The sequence below is a fragment of the Streptococcus sp. ELY_125 genome (assembly GCF_058314535.1).
Map to the genome: position 1 here is coordinate 24,454 of NZ_JBZFUM010000007.1, position 17,573 is coordinate 42,026.

13 protein-coding genes and 1 other annotated feature are annotated in these 17,573 nt (G+C 43.6%); of the genes, 10 read left to right on the top strand and 3 right to left on the bottom strand.

The genetic code is table 11. The features are described 5' to 3' along the window. Nucleotides 1–69 precede the first annotated feature (69 nt). Nucleotides 70–4,302, bottom strand: coding sequence for a GH32 C-terminal domain-containing protein (locus AC4HAL_RS04435; protein ID WP_491093165.1), 4,233 nt, complete (start codon nucleotides 4,300–4,302; stop codon nucleotides 70–72). Between the two features lie 741 nt (nucleotides 4,303–5,043). Between AC4HAL_RS04435 and AC4HAL_RS04440 the strand changes: the two genes are divergently transcribed. The 3 genes from AC4HAL_RS04440 (at nucleotide 5,044) to gorA (ending at nucleotide 10,009) form a co-directional block, all read left to right on the top strand. Continuing rightward, complete coding sequence (locus AC4HAL_RS04440; protein ID WP_491093166.1) at nucleotides 5,044–6,417, top strand: NAD-dependent succinate-semialdehyde dehydrogenase; 1,374 nt, start codon at nucleotides 5,044–5,046, stop codon at nucleotides 6,415–6,417. Nucleotides 6,418–6,764: 347 nt separating this feature from the next. Beyond that, nucleotides 6,765–8,567 carry an excinuclease ABC subunit UvrC gene (uvrC, locus tag AC4HAL_RS04445; protein WP_491093167.1) on the top strand — a complete coding sequence of 601 codons (1,803 nt, stop codon included), beginning with the start codon at nucleotides 6,765–6,767 and terminating at the stop codon, nucleotides 8,565–8,567. An 89-nt stretch (nucleotides 8,568–8,656) separates the two neighbouring features. Next, complete coding sequence (gorA, locus tag AC4HAL_RS04450; protein WP_491093168.1) at nucleotides 8,657–10,009, top strand: glutathione-disulfide reductase; 1,353 nt, start codon at nucleotides 8,657–8,659, stop codon at nucleotides 10,007–10,009. 78 nt (nucleotides 10,010–10,087) lie between these two features. On the opposite strand, the gene AC4HAL_RS04455 is transcribed toward gorA, so the two are convergent. Both AC4HAL_RS04455 and AC4HAL_RS04460 read right to left on the bottom strand, forming a co-directional pair. Next, on the bottom strand, nucleotides 10,088–11,335 hold the full coding sequence (locus tag AC4HAL_RS04455; RefSeq protein ID WP_491093169.1) for a bifunctional folylpolyglutamate synthase/dihydrofolate synthase: 1,248 nt from the start codon (nucleotides 11,333–11,335) through the stop codon (nucleotides 10,088–10,090). A gap of 5 nt (nucleotides 11,336–11,340) precedes the next feature. Further along, a complete protein-coding gene (locus tag AC4HAL_RS04460) occupies nucleotides 11,341–11,850 on the bottom strand; it encodes a hypothetical protein (RefSeq protein ID WP_491093170.1) in 510 nt (169 codons plus the stop codon). 180 nt (nucleotides 11,851–12,030) lie between these two features. Between AC4HAL_RS04460 and AC4HAL_RS04465 the strand changes: the two genes are divergently transcribed. From AC4HAL_RS04465 to rpmA, 7 genes are all read left to right on the top strand, one after another. Then, a complete protein-coding gene (locus AC4HAL_RS04465) occupies nucleotides 12,031–13,176 on the top strand; it encodes a cysteine desulfurase family protein (RefSeq protein ID WP_447452321.1) in 1,146 nt (381 codons plus the stop codon). Between the two features lie 57 nt (nucleotides 13,177–13,233). Next, the gene (gene thiI / locus AC4HAL_RS04470) at nucleotides 13,234–14,448 is read left to right on the top strand and encodes a tRNA uracil 4-sulfurtransferase ThiI (RefSeq protein WP_491093171.1); all 1,215 of its coding nucleotides are present in this window, start codon (nucleotides 13,234–13,236) and stop codon (nucleotides 14,446–14,448) included. Further along, the gene (locus tag AC4HAL_RS04475; protein ID WP_491093172.1) at nucleotides 14,445–15,017 is read left to right on the top strand and encodes a GNAT family N-acetyltransferase; all 573 of its coding nucleotides are present in this window, start codon (nucleotides 14,445–14,447) and stop codon (nucleotides 15,015–15,017) included. Before thiI ends, AC4HAL_RS04475 begins: the two co-directional genes overlap by 4 nt. A gap of 146 nt (nucleotides 15,018–15,163) precedes the next feature. Continuing rightward, nucleotides 15,164–16,339 carry a CapA family protein gene (locus tag AC4HAL_RS04480; RefSeq protein ID WP_491093173.1) on the top strand — a complete coding sequence of 392 codons (1,176 nt, stop codon included), beginning with the start codon at nucleotides 15,164–15,166 and terminating at the stop codon, nucleotides 16,337–16,339. Nucleotides 16,340–16,461: 122 nt separating this feature from the next. Beyond that, nucleotides 16,462–16,536, top strand: a sequence feature (ribosomal protein L21 leader region). 38 nt (nucleotides 16,537–16,574) lie between these two features. Beyond that, nucleotides 16,575–16,889, top strand: coding sequence for a 50S ribosomal protein L21 (gene rplU / locus AC4HAL_RS04485; protein WP_491093174.1), 315 nt, complete (start codon nucleotides 16,575–16,577; stop codon nucleotides 16,887–16,889). A gap of 14 nt (nucleotides 16,890–16,903) precedes the next feature. Next, nucleotides 16,904–17,236, top strand: a complete 333-nt coding sequence (locus tag AC4HAL_RS04490) for a ribosomal-processing cysteine protease Prp (protein WP_491093175.1) — start codon at nucleotides 16,904–16,906, stop codon at nucleotides 17,234–17,236. Between the two features lie 23 nt (nucleotides 17,237–17,259). Beyond that, entirely contained in the window at nucleotides 17,260–17,553 is a 294-nt protein-coding gene (rpmA, locus tag AC4HAL_RS04495) for a 50S ribosomal protein L27 (protein ID WP_447452327.1), read from the top strand. Nucleotides 17,554–17,573: the final 20 nt, after the last annotated feature.

A 17,573-nucleotide genomic window follows, 5' to 3' on the forward strand; every position in this document is an offset into this window, starting at 1 on the left:
CTAGACGCAGCTGTTTTGTGTATTTTGGCCTACTCTACTGAAGAAAACCATGGTGTCAGGTTGGAAATACTACTTTCTTATTTCTCCAGTATTAGGATCAATAATCCAAGTTTCCCCTTTTATTTGTCGGCCATCGTTGTCAAAAAGATAGGTTTTGCCATCAATGGTTTGAAGGCCGGTAACTCGTAAACCATTATCTTTATCGAGATAATACCAAGTTTTACCAGCATCAGGAGTAACAAAGCGCCCCTTAATTTGCTTACCAGTTTCATCAAAAGTGTAGCGCTTGCCACTGATGATTTGCTCACCAGTCAAGACATGCCCATCGTCCTTATCGAGATAGTACCAAGTTTGTCCGCCGTCAGGTGATGCGAAATCTCCTTTGACTTGGGAACCATCAGCGTTAAAGTAGTGGGTATAACCATCAATAGTTTGAAGGCCGGTAACTCGCAAACCATTATCTTTATCGAGATGATACCAAGTTTTACCAGCATCAGGAGTAACAAAGCGCCCCTTAATTTGCTTACCAGTTTCATCAAAAGTGTAGCGCTTGCCACTGATGATTTGCTCACCAGTCAAGACATGCCCATCGTCCTTATCGAGATAGTACCAAGTTTGTCCGCCGTCAGGTGATGCGAAATCTCCTTTGACTTGGGAACCATCAGCGTTAAAGTAGTGGGTGTAGCCGTCAATTTGCGCTAAGCCCCTTGCCAGCTCCCCATCAGCTTTTCTGTAAAACCAATGATTATCAGTTTCAAACCAGCCTACTTGTGGCCCTTCTTGAGTGAGAGGTTTAAGGTAAAGATTTTGGAAGGCCACGGCACCGTCCCAGAGCCCAACTCCTACATGAGCTTTATTGAAGTACTCCTTAGCATCGTCAAATTGATGCGTCATGACCACTTGACCGTCAATGCTCAGTGAGACGGCATTTTGGGTTTTAGAAATAAGAAGGTGATGATATTGATTGTCATTTAGGGCCTTGGCCAGAGGTGCCTCAGCTATCGTATCTCCTTGGAAGTAATAGAGTCTAACACTAGCCCCCTCACCGAGTTGGAAGGCGTAGGCATTAGCAGGGTCGGCCGCAGGAGAAGCGAAGAAAATATTTACCAGTCCTTTTTGATATTTAACATCGGCTTCTAAGGTGTATTCAGAATAAGGTACCTGCTCCGCTGTCATAAAGGCATCGTTGGCGCTAGAATTACTATCCAGTAATTCCTTATCATCAATTACCCATTGACCTGAAATAGCTTTAAGATTGTTGAGGTTCGTTTTGAAGTTATCTTCAAAAACAGAAATAGTAAAGGATTTAGTCAGACTCGGATTTTCTTTCGCCGTCGCTGTAACCGTTGCTGTTCCAGCCTTAATCGCTTTGGCAGTTAATTTAGAACCGTCTTGTGCGATGTTAAGTACTTCTGGATGATCCACTGTCCAAGTAACTTCTTGCCGAGCAGTTCCCGGTGCCAGCAGAGCGTTAAATGTAGTCGCTTGACCGACATTTAACCGTGTTTCTGCTTGACCAATACCTGATAATTTAAAAGGAGCATCTGTTTGAACTTTATCATTCCAGATGGATTTGAGCGGGTAAAAGGCAATATCAGCTTTGGTATCGCCGCCTTCTGCAAAGACACTGGCACCTAAGCTATTAGGAGATGGGAAAATTTGATTAGCCCCAGTGACTGTATCTCCCTTGGTAAAAACTTCAACACTTGCTCGATCAACAAAAATATGTAGGGAAATACTACCATCTGCATTGGTTGTGACTGTTTGTTTATTGATATCAGCAAACTTATCATTGATAATAACACCAGATTTTGTCCGATCAATAGAAAGTTCCTGAGTGGTCAAGTCATAAATGACAACAGTCTCTTCATCCTGCGATTGACGAAGTTTAAAGCCAAGTTTTGTAGTCGCAGCGCTAGGCCTAAAGGTCGATACAATTTCATAAGTATCCGACTGCACATTTTTGAGCAGATCGTTTTGGGATGTTACTGCAACATCCTTGTAGATAATCGCCTTGTCCGTATCACGCAGGCTTTCATAAGCTTCAATTGGTGTTTGCGTCAGGTAGTAGGTTCCGTTTTCCTTTGTCAGTCCAAGTTGAAGGTTTAGATTATAGGTACCATTGAAATCCTGGTCTACAGTCTTAGCGATTAGATTGCAGTAATCCCAAGTATTCATCCAGTTTAGCTCAGTCAGTTTGGGAATCGTTGGGTGGTCATCAGTTCCAAAGTCCTGAACATAATAAGTCATAGCAGCATAGGAATCTTTCCCAAAATTCATGATGCCATCGGAATTTTTATAGGCTTCATCAGCGACAAAAGTCCATTTACCGTCAACAGGCTTGAAATCACCAACTTTATAATAACGGCCACCGCGGGATAATACCCATTTTACAGTTCCGTCATCTGTTTGGATAGGGTAGAGATCAGGACACTCAGTGTGGAGATCAGGATAAGTAGACTCAACTGTCCAATCTCTTAAGTTATCTGAAGAGTAGATGCGAAGCGGACCGCCAGCTAGTACCATAAACCATTTGTTGTTCCAATGGAAGACTTTGGGATCGCGGAAGTCTTTCGTTTGCAGCGGATCATTGGACCAATCAGCAGCGACTTGATCAACCTTAGTCCAAGTTCGTCCTTCATCAGAACTATAAGCTAATTTGATACGTTGGCCATTACCATCAGCTGTTACTAAGGCAACTAATCCTCCTTGTCCCTCCTTAAAGAATCCAGAGGTATTGTGTTCGTCAACAACGATACAGCCAGAAAACATGGTTCCATTGGCATCAGGATAGAGAGCCATCGGTTGTTCTTCCCAATGAATTAGGTCAGTGCTGGTTGCATGAGCCCAATGCATCGGTCCCCAAACTTGATCATCATAAAACTGGTAGAAAAGGTGGTATTTCCCCTTATAGTAAACCAAACCGTTCGGATCGTTACCCCAACCGTCCTTGACAGAGTAGTGGTACTGATCTCGAAAGAGTTCATTGTAATAAACTTCCTTAGCTTGACGCCGGTGAACATTGATACGGTAGGTTAAGGTTGCCTGATTGCCAGCCTTATCAGTAACAGTACTTGTCACAGTCAAATAATTGGCCCCCACAGCGACAGGGATATCATCGCTGACTTGATACTCTTTACCTGAGCTATCTGTAATCGTGATTTGAGACTTATCGCTCTTAGGGCTAATGGCTAATTTGACAGTTGCAGCAGCGTTATCAACATATTGGATATGAATCGGTGCATTGGGTAAAAATTGTCCTTTAGCTTCTACCTGACCCTTGTCTGAGGTCACGTTAATATCGTTAATCTCAGGTGTGAAGCTCTCAGAAATAGGACTGTAGTAAGTGTTTTGGAAGATCATCTCGCCATTCCAGTTAAGCAGACCCAAGTAACCCTCTTTGATAACAGTATTTTGACCCTTGTCCTCTTTTTGAATGGTATAATCGCCAGTAGAAGCGACTAGATGTCCATTAATATAGCAGGAAATCCAATTGTTAATAGACACAACTGTTAAATGGTAAGTAGCATCTGCAGTAGGTTCGATAGAGCGCTCGTCGATTAATTGCTGATCTTGCCCCTTGTCCCAACGCCAGAACTTACTCTTTTTATTGCCGCCGTCGATATTTAAGGCATAACTATTTTGAACGTTGTTAGGATCCACACTCCTAAAGATTAAGGTTGCAGCCCCTTGGTCTTTTAAAAACCTAACATCTGTTGAGTAGACAAAGTCACTGGCTTTAACATCGGATAAATACCAGCTGTCTCCTTGACCAAGCGCATTGCTATAGAGCCCTTCGTCGCGCTCTTCCCAAGTACCATTAGCTGCTGTGAAATTGGTCAAATTTGTATGATAGCCAGTATCTTGAATGGCAGGAGTAGATGCTGGTTTTTCTACGGCAGCTTCAGCAGCTGGGTTTGTCACTTGGCTTGTCGACGGTTTGCTATTACCTTTTGTATCTTCTGCTGTCGCCTTGTCACCTTCTTGCTGACCATTGACAGATGCCTCAGAGTGAGCGAAAGAAGAGGCTGCTTGTGGAGCTTCAACAACAGTTTGTGAATCAGCAGGAGTGACTGTTTCTTCTGTTGTCGGTTGTTCCAAGTTTGCGCCATCCTTTATGGATTCATTAGACACTAGATTTACAGCACTATCCCCTGATACTACCTCATCAGCTAAAACTGGGGTGCAGAGAGCTAGACCACCTATAATGGTTACTAAAGCACAGCCGTAAACCCATTGTTTACCACGCTTATGCATGTACCAATGCTGGGGTTTTGTCTCTTGCGAATAGACTTTCTTCATAACACATCACCTCATTTTTAAATTTTACAAACAAATTATATTTTTAATGTAAGCGCTTTACAACTCACGCTAGTCATCTCTTGCAATGACAAATGTCATGTAAAAATAGGCAGAAACCTTCCACTATATCTTTTCTGCTTTTCAGAAAATATTAGAAGGAATTATCATTATCTGGTCAGTGGATCTTGATTGCATTATTCACTGAGAAAACAAAAATCCAAGAATTTATCGAGTACTGAAGATAAATCTGTTCAGAAGCTATGTTTTCCTTATTGCATGCAGGAGCAGTCCCAAGCCAATTAGCTACAAGGATTCAGTTTCTCTAGTATAAAAAGGCCCCTTTCTGTTCCTGATAAAAATCTAGGGCCAGACTTACTTCCCTTTATTATTCGCCATAGACTGACGACAGTGCCAGGAAGAAAAAAAGGATCGCAGTTGATCTACTGATAACAACAAAAGCTTTATTTTTTCTGGAATCTGCCTTGCTCAGGGATCAGGCATCATAGGGTGGATTTAAAAAATTAGGGAAGGTAATTCAAATGCTTGAAAACGTTTTCTGTAGTGCTATAATAAACCTGTAGGCGCAGGTGGTACTTACGCAGGTTCTCTTGGTTCTTAGTCGTTGAGTGCAGGCTTAATTTCCTTAAACAGGTCTTTTTGTCTCTCAATCTCGTTTGTTATCAAGAGCGAGCGCTTAGACAAGAAGTCTCTGCCGTGTCTTAAATATAAGGAGGAATAATTATGGCTTATAAGACGACTTATCCTTACACGAATGAGGTGCTGAACTCTTTTGATAATGCAACTGATGCAGATTTAGAACAAGCTCTAGCCAATGGGCATGCGCTTTACAAGGAATGGCGGGCAAAAGCTGATTTGCAAGAACGCAAGGAACAGCTGCACAAAGTGGCTGAGTTATTGCGTCGCGATCGTGACAAATATGCTGAAGTCATGACAAAAGATATGGGAAAGCTTTTTACTGAGGCGCAAGGAGAAGTAGAGCTCTGCGCAGAAATCGCTGATTATTTTGCAGATAAAGCTGAAGCTTTCTTACAGCCTAAGCCTCTTGAAAAGATCAATGGCGAAGGCTACTATATTAAGCAAGCCACGGGTGTCTTGTTGGCAGTAGAACCTTGGAATTTTCCTTTCTATCAGGTGATGAGGGTGTTTGCTCCTAATTTTATGGTAGGAAACCCCATGATCCTTAAGCATGCTTCTATTTGCCCAGCCTCTGCTCAAGCCTTTGAAGATTTAGTAGCTGAAGCGGGTGCACCAGCAGGTTCTTTTAAGAATCTGTTCCTAAGTTATGATCAGGTCTCCAAAGCTATTGCTGATCCACGTATTGTCGGCGTCTGTCTGACAGGTTCTGAACGTGGCGGTGCTTCTATTGCAGGTGAAGCGGGAGCAAATTTGAAGAAATCTTCAATGGAGCTAGGTGGCAATGATGCCTTTATCATTCTGGAAGATGCTGATTTTGATCTTCTGAAAGAAACCATTTTCTTTGCTCGTCTCTACAATGCAGGACAAGTCTGTACCTCATCCAAACGGTTTATTGTTGTTGGGGATCATTATGACAAATTTGTGGATATGGTAGTTGAAGCCTTCAAATCTGCCAAATGGGGCGATCCAATGGATCCAGAGACTACTCTGGCACCTTTGTCTTCTGCTGGAGCTAAAGAAGAGGTACTCGGTCAGATAAAATTAGCCGTTGACAATGGGGCAACTGTCGCTTACGGTAATGAAGAGATTGATCATCCTGGATACTTTGTCCAGCCAACTGTGTTAACTGATATTACCAAGGACAACCCTATTTATAATCAGGAAATCTTTGGACCTGTCGCTTCTATTTACAAGGTTGATTCAGAGGAAGAAGCTATAGCGTTGGCTAATGATTCTAGCTACGGTCTAGGTGGCACTGTCTTTAGTAAAAATCTTGACCATGCCAAAGCCGTTGCTGCTCAAATTGAGACTGGCATGAGCTTTATCAATTCTGGTTGGACCTCCCATCCAGAGCTGCCATTCGGTGGTATTAAGAATTCTGGCTATGGTCGTGAGCTCAGTGAGCTTGGTTTTGATGCCTTTGTTAATGAACATCTGGTCTTTGTGCCAAACAACTAATGAATTGGATTTGAGGCCAAGGGTTGAAAAATAAGTTGTAACTGGGATGGATTTATAATCACCCGTTGCCAATAAATAGGCCGAGTATCTAGACAGCTCCTTGGCCTTCAATTTAAAAAGAAGCTGAGTTTAAATTCAGCTTCTTTTTGGTTATTTCATAAAAAGATAAGGAAGTGTCAAGGAATAACTGTAATGATGCTATCTCTAGCGGCTTAATCACTAAGAGGAGCAGCAAATAAGCTAGGCAAGAGGATATACTTTGCTTGGTTTCTCCTAGCAATTTGCCAGGTAGGGGCCATAATTGTTCAAATGCAAAAATCGCTTCTAGTTTTTGTTATAATAAACCTATGAATGAACTGATAAAACATAAACTGGAACTGTTGCCGGACAGTCCGGGCTGCTATATTCACAAGGATAAAAACGGCACGATTATCTATGTTGGGAAGGCAAAAAATCTCAAAAACCGGGTGCGTTCCTATTTTCGTGGTAGCCACGATACTAAAACTGAGATGTTGGTATCTGAAATTGCAGATTTTGAGTATATCGTGACAGGTTCTAACACAGAAGCCTTACTCTTGGAAATCAACCTGATTCAGGAGAATATGCCCAAATATAATATTCGCCTCAAGGATGACAAATCTTATCCCTACATTAAAATTACCAATGAGCTCTATCCACGTCTTATGATCACGCGTCGGGTTCGCAAGAATGATGGGATATATTTCGGTCCCTATCCCGATTCAGGAGCGGCGACCGAGATTAAACGCTTGCTGGATCGGATTTTTCCTTTCAAGAAATGTACCAATCCAGCGAATAAGGTTTGCTTTTACTATCATTTAGGACAGTGCAATGCCCATACCATTTGCCACACTGATCAGGCTTACTGGGACGGTCTCAAAGAGGATGTCAAACATTTTCTCAACGGCAAGGATAATAAGATTGTCGATCAAATCCGCGATAAAATGCTCAAAGCTTCAGAGCTGATGGAGTTTGAGCGAGCTGCTGAGTACCGTGATCTTTTGGAAGCGATCAGTACCTTACGCACGAAGCAGCGGATTATGAATCAGGACATGATTGACCGTGATATCTTTGGCTACTACGTTGACAAAGGCTGGATGTGTGTACAGGTCTTTTTCGTCCGTCAAGGCAAGCTCATCCAACGCGACGTCAATATGTTTCCCTACTACAATGAGCCTGAAGAAGATTTCCTCACCTATGTGGGACAATTCTACCGTGAGAGCAAGCACTTTTTACCTAAGGAAGTTTTTATTCCGCAGGATATTGATGCTGACTTGGTTAAGGCAGTCGTAGGAACTAAGGTCGCTAAGCCCCAGCGTGGCGAGAAGAAGCAGCTGGTTAATCTAGCGACTAAGAATGCGCGTGTCAGCCTCCAGCAAAAGTTTGACTTACTTGAAAAAGATGTCAAGAAGACCAAGGGAGCTATTGAAAACCTTGGCGAACTGCTCAATATTCCAGCTCCCCGCCGTATTGAAGCTTTTGATAATTCCAATATCCAAGGAACCAGCCCAGTTGCTGCCATGGTTGTCTTTGTCGATGGCAAACCTAGCAAGAAGGACTACCGTAAGTTCAAAATCAAGACCGTTGTCGGGCCCGATGATTATGCCAGCATGCGTGAAGTCATCTATCGCCGTTACAGTCGGGTCATGCGCGACGGTCTAACGCCGCCAGATTTGATTGTTATTGATGGGGGACAGGGACAGGTTAATATCGCTAAAGAGGTCATCCAGAGCCGTTTGGGGCTGGATATTCCCATTGCTGGTCTGCAAAAGAACGACAAGCACCAGACCCATGAATTGCTCTTCGGTGAGCCTCTGGAAGTTGTTGATTTGCCACGGAACTCTGAGGAATTCTTTCTCCTTCAGCGCGTGCAAGATGAGGTCCACCGCTTTGCCATCACCTTTCACCGTCAGGTTCGCAGCAAGAACAGCTTCAGCTCAAAATTGGACGGCATTTCTGGTCTTGGACCGAAACGCAAGCAGCTCCTGCTCAAACATTACAAGAGCCTGACTAAGATTCAAGAAGCTGATATTGAGGATATAATCAATTGTGGTGTCCCGCGCAAGGTTGCAGAGGCAGTTAAAGCAGCGCTAAGTAAGGAAGTTGTTGAGAAAAAAAATGAAACCGAGTAGACAGCCTCGGTTTTTAGCGTAGCTAAAAATTGCCTGCCTTCCCTATTTATGATACTCTAAGTCTACTGAAACGATAGAAAGGGATTCTTATGGTAAAAGAATACGATTATATTGTCCTCGGCGGCGGTTCTGGTGGAATCGCCTCAGCAAACCGCGCAGCCATTCGCTGCGCTAAGGTTCTCTTAATCGAAGCTGCGGAAACTGGCGGAACCTGTGTCAACCGCGGCTGTGTACCCAAAAAAGTCATGTGGTACGGGGCGCAGGTAGCTGAGAGTATCCACAAATATGCTGGTGAGTATGGCTTTACTGTTGGAAATGTTGACTTTGACTTCATGACCCTTAAAAATAATCGAGAAGCCTATATCGACCGGATTCACGGCTCTTATGAGCGCGGCTTTGCCGCCAATGGTGTTGAGGTTCTCAATGCCTATGCTACCTTTATCGATGCCCACACGCTGGAAGCTAATGGTGAAACCTATACAGCACCACATGTCCTTATTGCAACTGGCGGTCATGCCCTTATTCCTGAAATTCCAGGGGCTGAGTATGGTATTACTTCCGATGGCTTTTTTGAGTTGGATGAAGTACCTAAGCGCGTGGCTATTGTGGGAGCTGGCTATATCGGTGTTGAGATTGCTGGTCTCCTTCATACCCTAGGCAGTGATGCCCATCTTTTTGTTCGCAAGGATCGGCCGCTTCGCAATTGGGACAACTACCTGACCGATGCCCTCATGGAAGAGATGACAAAAGACGGTCCAACCCTGCATAAATACTGTATACCAAAGGCAGTAGTGAAAAATGAAGATGGCTCTTTAACGCTCAGCTTTGAAAATGGTGAGGAACATACGACTGACGTCATTATTTGGGCTATTGGCCGCGTTGCAAACACTAAGGGCTACGGCCTTGAAAATACAGGCGTGGTTCTCAATGATAAAGGATTTATCCAAGCTGATGAGTATGAAAACACCAATGTTTCAGGTGTCTATGCCATCGGTGATGTCAATGGTAAGATCGAGCTAACGCCGGTTGCTATCAAGGCTGGCCGCCAACTGTCGGAGCGCCTTTTCAATGGTCAAAAGGTAGCTAAGATGGACTACACTAATGTCCCAACAGTGGTCTTTAGTCATCCAGCTATGGGCAAGGTCGGCTTGACGGAAGAACAAGCCATTAAGCAGTATGGGAAAGATCAAATCAAAGTCTATACCTCATCCTTTACTTCTATGTATACAGCCTTGGCTGACAATCGCCAAGTGGCTCGCATGAAATTAGTTGTTCAAGGTGAAGATGAAAAGGTTGTCGGCCTCCACGGTATCGGCTACGGTGTTGACGAAATGATTCAAGGCTTCGCGGTTGCGATCAAGATGGGAGCTACCAAAGCTGATCTTGATAGTACAGTTGCCATCCACCCGACAGGTGCGGAAGAATTTGTTACGATGAGATAAGGCTAATAGATCTGCATCAAACGGAGGACAAGATAAAAGACAAAAAATCCCAAATCAATTCATGATTTGGGATTTTAGCTAGTTCTTTTGATCCAAAAGATAACGGCGCACTTCTGCAATAAAGTAGAGAGAGCCTGTCACGATAAAAAGATCATCAGAATCCTTGGCCTTATCCAGCCATTCTCGAAAATCAGCAACCTTTGAGTAGATTTCAGGATAGTCTGCTAAGTCAGCTGCCTCTGGGAAAGCAAAAGTAGTGACACTGAGCTCCAGACCCTCCAGCAGCGCTAACATTTCAGAAAGATTTTTTCGCTTCAAGCCTGCAAAAAGCAGCTGTTTAGAGTAGCTTGAAAAATCTGTTTTTAAAAGGTCAATCAGGGCAGCAATTCCTTGAGGATTATGGGCTCCGTCCAGCAGAATGTTAGGTTTGATTAGTTCGCCGCGACCGGGCCAGAAAGCAGAACGTAAACCAGTCCTGATTGCATCCTCATCGATCTTAGGGAAATTTTTTTGAAGAAGGAGACTGGCCTCAATGGCCAAGGCTGCATTATTTTGCTGGTGAGACCCGAGAAGACTCAGGCTTAAATGTTGCAAACTGCCCAACGGACCTTTGAAATCAAAGCCATTGCTGGTATCTTCAATCCGAAAGTCCCGACCAGCTTGATGGAAGGGAGCTTGTAACTGCTTGGCTTCATTTTCAAAAACGATTTGAGCTTGCTGAGGGACTGGTCCAAGAATTATCGGCCGTCCAGATTTGATGGCTCCTGCCTTATGCCAGGCGATGTCTTCCAGACGATTGCCCAAAGTATCCAAATGATCATAGCCAATAGAAGTGCAGATGGTTGCTAAAGGGGTGATGATATTAGTTGAATCAAAACGCCCGCCGACACCGGCTTCGAGGATGGCCATATCAACTGGCTGTATACGCTCAAAATACAGAAAAGCAAGAACAGTGACTAATTCAAATTCTGTCAAAGTTCCCAGTTCTGTCTCAGCAAGTTTCTCTAACCAGGGGCGGACTAAATCAAAAGTTTTTACTAGATCCTGGTCGCCGATAGGCTGACCGTCAACAGCTATTCTTTCATTAAAGCGAGTGATAAAGGGCGAGGTAAAGGTTCCCGTCTTGTAGCCTGCCTGGCTAAAGACAGCTTGGAGCAGGGCAGTAGTTGAGCCTTTGCCATTAGTTCCGACAATATGAAGACTGGGAAAGCCTGTTTGGGGCCTTCCCAGCTTATCTAATATCCAACTTAATCGCCTGATATCAGGCCGGCGTCCATTAGCTTTGTGGCTGTGGATAGCCTGTAAGGTTTCTTGATAGGTTAGCATTGGTGTTATTGTTGAGGTGTTTGGCCAGCATCTCCGCCAGCTTGCCCTTGGTCAGCCGTGTTACCAGCGTCTCCACCAGTTTGCCCTTGGTCAGTCTGACCTCCTTGGTCGCTTGCAGATTCTGCCGTGCCTCCGTTTTGATCCTGTCCTTGACTTTGATCCCCTGTTTGCTGGCCATCTTGTGTTTGGCCGCTGTTAGCACCACTGGAACTTGCTTGACTATTACTATCCTCTTTTTCTTTAATAACCGTTGTTGTAGAAGTGTCAGATGATTTATCGCTATTTGAACTATTGCGGGAAATGGCAAAATAACCCAGTGCCCCCGAAATAGTTACCAGCCCTGCTGCAATGGCCACTATTTTTTGCAGTGCTGAGAAACCTTTCTTGGCACCTCGGGTAATTTTCTTAGTAGCTCTCGCCTTAGGGATAGATTTTTTGGCTTCTCGACGGATTGGAGTGTGGCTAAGTTCTGTATTTTCTTTCTTGCTGCGTTGTGAACGTGAATATTGAGACATGGCGAATTTTCTCCTTAAAAAGTTTTCTAGCTACTAGTTTACCAAAATCTGGAGAAAATTTCTTATATAAAGTAGTACATGCTTTCCTCTTTCTGTCTGAGCCTCGAATCGGTTTTCTGCCTGTCTCTTGCTTACTAAATTATGCTATAATAATGCTAATTGACTATTAAAGGAACGACTATGATTTATTTTGATAATTCAGCAACAACCCTGCCCTATCCCGAAGTTCTTCGCAGTTATCAAGAGGTGGCCACTAAGATTTTCGGTAATCCTTCCAGCCTTCATGGCCTTGGTGAGCAAGCGACCCGCTTGCTTGAGGCTTCTCGCAAGCAGATTGCTCAACTATTAGGCAAGTCAGCTGAGGAAATTTTTTTCACCTCTGGCGGGACTGAGAGCGATAACTGGGCGCTCAAAGGATTGGCTTTTGAAAAAGCCCCTTATGGTAAGCATATTATTGTTTCAGATATCGAGCACCCTGCTGTCAAGGAGTCGGCTAAGTGGTTGTCTACCCAAGGATTTGAGGTTTCTTATGCCCCTGTTGATAGCCGCGGCTTTGTAGATGTAGAACAGTTGGCTGGCCTCCTGCGACCGGATACCATCTTGGTCTCAGTCATGGCCGTTAATAACGAAATCGGATCGATTCAACCTATCCACGCTATTTCAGACATTTTAGCTGATCGGCCGACCGTCTCTTTCCATGTGGATGCTGTTCAGGCTATTGGAAAGATACCAATTGCCAGCTATCTGACTGACCGAGTTGACTTTGCTTCCTTTTCAGGACACAAGTTTCATGCCGTCCGTGGTGTCGGCTTTCTCTATAAGAAGATTGGCAAGCGTATCAATCCTCTTTTGACGGGCGGCGGTCAAGAAAAAGACCTACGATCAACTACTGAAAACTTAGCTGGCATTGCAGCTATGGCTAAGGCCTTGCGACTGACTTTAGATAAAGAGGCGGAGGCGCTTTCTCGTCTTGCCAAAATGAAGAAGATCATCTATGATGAATTAACAAATTATGACGATATTACTGTTTTCTCGGATATCAGTGATGATTTTGTGCCCAATATTTTAACCTTTGGTATCAAGGGGGTAAGGGGAGAAGTAGTGGTGCATGCTTTTGAAGAGCGTCAAATTTATATCTCCACGACCAGCGCTTGTTCCTCTAAGGCTGGTAAACCTGCTGGTACACTGATTTCGATGGGAGTACCAAGCAAGGAAGCTCAGACAGCCGTTCGAGTCAGTCTAGATGATGATAATGATATGAGTCAGGTCGAGCAATTCCTAACCATTTTCAAACAGGTTTATGCAAAGACAAAAAAGGTCCGTTAAGGATTAGTAAGAAGAAAGGGTGTCCGGCAGTTGATCGTCGGACTTTTGAAAGATTATATGCAGTATTCTGAAATTATGATTCGCTACGGTGAGCTTTCGACTAAAGGGAAAAATCGCATGCGTTTCATCAATAAACTCAAGCGCAATATTGAGGATGTCCTTGCTATCTATCCTGATGTCAAGGTAACAGCTGACCGCGACCGTGGTCACGTTTTCCTCAATGGGACTGACTACTATCCCGTTGCAGAAAGTCTCAGGCAAATTTTTGGGATCCAGGCTTTTTCGCCAGTTTATAAGTTAGAAAAGGATATGCCAACCCTGCGGAAGGCTGTTCAAGATATTATGACTGACCTCTACCATGAGGGCCTGACCTTCAAGGTTGCCAGCAAACGCAGTGATCACAAGTTTGCCTTGGACAGTCGTGAGCTCAATCAAGATCTTGGTGGAGCTGTCTTTGATGTCCTCCCTGCTATCGAGGCCCAGATGAAAAAGCCTGATATTACCCTCAAGGTAGAAATCCGTGATGAAGCGGCTTATATCTCTCACGAAGAAATCAAGGGAGCTGGGGGTCTGCCAGTTGGCACAGCTGGTAAGGGAATGCTCATGCTCTCAGGTGGTATTGATTCACCTGTAGCGGGTTATTTGTCTCTCAAGCGAGGAGTAGATATTGAAGCGGTCCATTTTGCCAGTCCTCCTTACACCAGTCCGGGCGCCCTTAAAAAAGCTCATGATTTGACACGTAAACTGACAAAGTTCGGCGGTAATATCCAGTTTATTGAAGTTCCCTTTACGGAAATTCAGGAAGAAATTAAGGAAAAAGCACCCGAAGCTTACCTCATGACCCTAACACGTCGCTTTATGATGCGAATTACCGATCGGATTCGTGAGCAACGCCATGGTTTGGTCATCATAAATGGCGAAAGTCTCGGACAGGTTGCCAGTCAAACCTTAGAGTCAATGCAGGCTATTAATGCGGTGACGACAACTCCTGTTATCCGTCCAGTGGTTACTATGGATAAGCTGGAAATTATTGACATTGCTCAGCAAATCGATACCTTTGAGATTTCTATACAGCCTTTTGAAGATTGCTGCACCATTTTTGCACCTGACCGCCCTAAAACTAATCCTAAAATCAAAAATGTTGAGCAATACGAGGCTCGCTTGGACATTGAGGGCCTCACTGAGCGTGCTGTTAAAGGCATTACGGTTTCTGAGATTACCCCAGAAGGGGAAAATGATGCTGTCGACGAACTGATCGAGGATCTGCTGTGACAAAACCAGTACAGAATAAGGTAAAGCGTCTATCTGAAGTTTCTCTTGCGTCCGATTCCAAATATCTTCAAATAGTTAAGGAGCTCTATGAATCTGCCTTCCCAGAGTGGGAACGTCTGCCACTTTCTTGGCTGATAAACTGCCTTATGGGCGGATATGCTGACTTTACAGCTTATTTTGACGGGGGTAACTTTTGCGGCTTTACTTACAGTCTGAAGTCGGACAAGGTCTATTATCTCTTATTCTTAGCTGTTCCGAAAGACCTGCGCTCAAAAGGTTATGGCAGTACTATCCTTAAGGCAGTAGCCCAAAAGGCTGGAGACTGCCCCTGTATCCTAGTGATTGAGCCTTTGGATACGAGCGCAGGCAATTACTCTCAGCGCCTGCGCCGCCTCGCCTTTTATCAAGCCAACGACTACCACTTGATCCCTTATTATTATTACGAAGACAGCCAGCAGTATCAAGTTATGGCTAGCCGTTCCAGTGTGCTCATTGAAGATTTTGTTGAGCTAGCTAAGCAGATTGAAGCAGCTAGGATTAAGGTCAGAGTGGAAACTATTGATCATTAAAAAAGATAACCAACCTTTCTTAGGCATGGCTACAAGCACTGTCATTGGGAAGGTTGGTTGTTTTTATCAGTCCTTCAAAAATCATATTAACGACCTCTTTTTATGGAAGCGTAATCATGATATAATGATGGGCAAGGAGGACCAAAATGAAAAAGAATTCAATCCCGAAGGCCAGCCTAATCTGTCTGACCCTGATTTTAGCCATTTTAGCTTTTGGAGCTCTTCACGATGTTATCAAGATGCAGGGGAAGTCCAAGGCCTCCTCTGTTCAAACTGCTCGTGTGGTTGCTAATGGTGATATTTTGATCCATGATATTCTCTATATGAGTGCCCGGCAGACAGATGGCTCTTATGATTTTGCCCCTTACTTTCAGTATGTCAAAGACTGGATCTCCGATGCGGATCTAGCACTAGGAGACTACGAGGGAACAATTAGCGCTGACCACCCCTTAGCTGGCTATCCCCTATTTAATGCTCCAAAAAGTATAGCTGATACTATGAAAGAAACAGGCTATGACGTTGTCGATTTAGCACACAATCATATCTTAGATTCTAATTTGGATGGCGCACTTGAAACAGCTCGAACCTTCAATGATTTAGGAATAGATACTATCGGCATTTATCAGAAAAATCGTCGCAAAGAGCCCTTTCTTATAAAAAAGGTTAATGGGATTAAAATAGCTATTTTGGGCTATTCTTACGGTTATAATGGCATGGAAGCCAATGTCAGCAAAAGTGATTATCAAAAGCACTTATCTGATCTTGACAAAAAGCAAATCAAGTCGGAACTAAAGGAAGCGGAGAAAGAGGCAGATGTCACTATTGTAATGCCGCAGATGGGAGTGGAGTATCAGCGGACTCCGACCGATGAACAAAGGAGTCTATATCATAAGATGGTTGAGTGGGGAGCAGATGTGATTTTCGGAGGACATCCCCATGTGGCAGAGCCATCAGAAGTGGTAACAAAAGATCATCAAAAAAAATTTATTATTTATTCCATGGGAAACTTTATTTCTAACCAATGTCAAGAAACGGTAGATGATATTTGGACTGAGCGAGGCCTATTGATGGATGTCACGTTCGAGAAAAAGGATAAGACGACCACGATTAAAACAGTCAAGGCCCATCCAACCATGGTTTGGCGGCAGGACACTGGTCAGACTGTCGATGAAGGCTACCAAAAGTATGCTTACAAAACTCTAGTTTTGGAAGATTTTATTAAAGGTGGGAAGTACCGAAAAGACCTTGATGATAGCATGAAAGAAAAGGTTGATGTAGCTTATCAAGAGATGAATGAACTCGTTGATTTGCATTGGAAGTGAGCTAATCACCTAAATGAGATGTTAGCAAAAACTTATTCGGGTGAAAGCTTCAAACATAAAAAATACTTTAATCTTGAAAAATCATTTCTGATGTGCTAAACTAAGAACGTTGACTATATGCACATCCTGTGCAACCGCTCGATCACTGTTTTCAAGTAGTTTCGTACTCACGGTGTTAGGCGAGTCTTCACATGAGGGAATTTCCTTCACAACAAAATCTTATAGGAGGTGCATAATGAGCACATACGCAATCATCAAAACTGGTGGAAAACAAGTTAAAGTTGAAGTCGGTCAAGCAATTTACGTTGAAAAACTTGACGCTGAAACAGGAGCAGAAGTAACTTTCAATCAAGTCGTTCTTGTTGGTGGTGATTCTACTAAGGTCGGTAGCCCACTTGTTGATGGCGCTACAGTTGTGGGTACCGTTGAAAAACAAGGTAAGCAAAAGAAAGTTGTTACCTTCAAGTACAAACCTAAAAAAGGTAGCCACCGCAAACAAGGTCACCGTCAACCTTATACTAAAGTTGTCATTAACGCTATCAACGCTTAAATGTTTTGCCTATCATGATTAAAGCAACTTTTACAAGAGACGCTGATGGCTGGTCAGAAATGAAAATTTCAGGTCATGCTGGCAGTGGTGAGTATGGCTTTGATGTGATCTGTGCTTCGGTTTCTATGCTGACGCTCAACTTTGTTAATTCAGTTGAAGAGCTGACCGGTATGGAACTAGAATTGGAATTAGCAGATAGCGGAGGCTTCTTGCGTGTGATTAAGCCGCAGGAGATGACTCCTAATCAAGATCAGGTTTGGCAGACACTCTTCGCTTCGGTTGTTATCGGCTTAGAAAATCTGGCTGAAAATTCTTCCGAATATGTGGCCAAACCCGCAATTCAATAAGTTTTCAACGAAAGGATATTATTATGCTTAAACTTAATCTTTCTAACTTGCAATACTTCGCCCACAAAAAGGGTGGAGGTTCTACATCAAACGGACGTGACTCAGAAAGCAAGCGCCTTGGTGCGAAAGCTGCTGATGGTCAAACGGTAACAGGTGGTTCAATTCTTTACCGTCAACGCGGAACTCATATCTACCCTGGTGCCAATGTAGGCCGTGGTGGAGACGATACTCTCTTTGCTAAAGTTGAAGGTGTTGTTCGTTTCGAACGCAAAGGACGCGATAAGAGACAAGTATCTGTTTACCCAATCGCAAAATAATTAATTTATTTACTCAAGAC

What these genes read in the sequence shown, in the direction of transcription:
- AC4HAL_RS04435 (WP_491093165.1), bottom strand. Translation starts at nt 4,302, where the DNA reads ATGAAGAAAGTCTATTCGCAAGAGACAAAACCCCAGCATTGGTACATG.
- AC4HAL_RS04440 (WP_491093166.1), top strand. Translation starts at nt 5,044, where the DNA reads ATGGCTTATAAGACGACTTATCCTTACACGAATGAGGTGCTGAACTCT.
- uvrC (WP_491093167.1), top strand. Translation starts at nt 6,765, where the DNA reads ATGAATGAACTGATAAAACATAAACTGGAACTGTTGCCGGACAGTCCG.
- gorA (WP_491093168.1), top strand. Translation starts at nt 8,657, where the DNA reads ATGGTAAAAGAATACGATTATATTGTCCTCGGCGGCGGTTCTGGTGGA.
- AC4HAL_RS04455 (WP_491093169.1), bottom strand. Translation starts at nt 11,335, where the DNA reads ATGCTAACCTATCAAGAAACCTTACAGGCTATCCACAGCCACAAAGCT.
- AC4HAL_RS04460 (WP_491093170.1), bottom strand. Translation starts at nt 11,850, where the DNA reads ATGTCTCAATATTCACGTTCACAACGCAGCAAGAAAGAAAATACAGAA.
- AC4HAL_RS04465 (WP_447452321.1), top strand. Translation starts at nt 12,031, where the DNA reads ATGATTTATTTTGATAATTCAGCAACAACCCTGCCCTATCCCGAAGTT.
- thiI (WP_491093171.1), top strand. Translation starts at nt 13,234, where the DNA reads ATGCAGTATTCTGAAATTATGATTCGCTACGGTGAGCTTTCGACTAAA.
- AC4HAL_RS04480 (WP_491093173.1), top strand. Translation starts at nt 15,164, where the DNA reads ATGAAAAAGAATTCAATCCCGAAGGCCAGCCTAATCTGTCTGACCCTG.
- rplU (WP_491093174.1), top strand. Translation starts at nt 16,575, where the DNA reads ATGAGCACATACGCAATCATCAAAACTGGTGGAAAACAAGTTAAAGTT.
- AC4HAL_RS04490 (WP_491093175.1), top strand. Translation starts at nt 16,904, where the DNA reads ATGATTAAAGCAACTTTTACAAGAGACGCTGATGGCTGGTCAGAAATG.
- rpmA (WP_447452327.1), top strand. Translation starts at nt 17,260, where the DNA reads ATGCTTAAACTTAATCTTTCTAACTTGCAATACTTCGCCCACAAAAAG.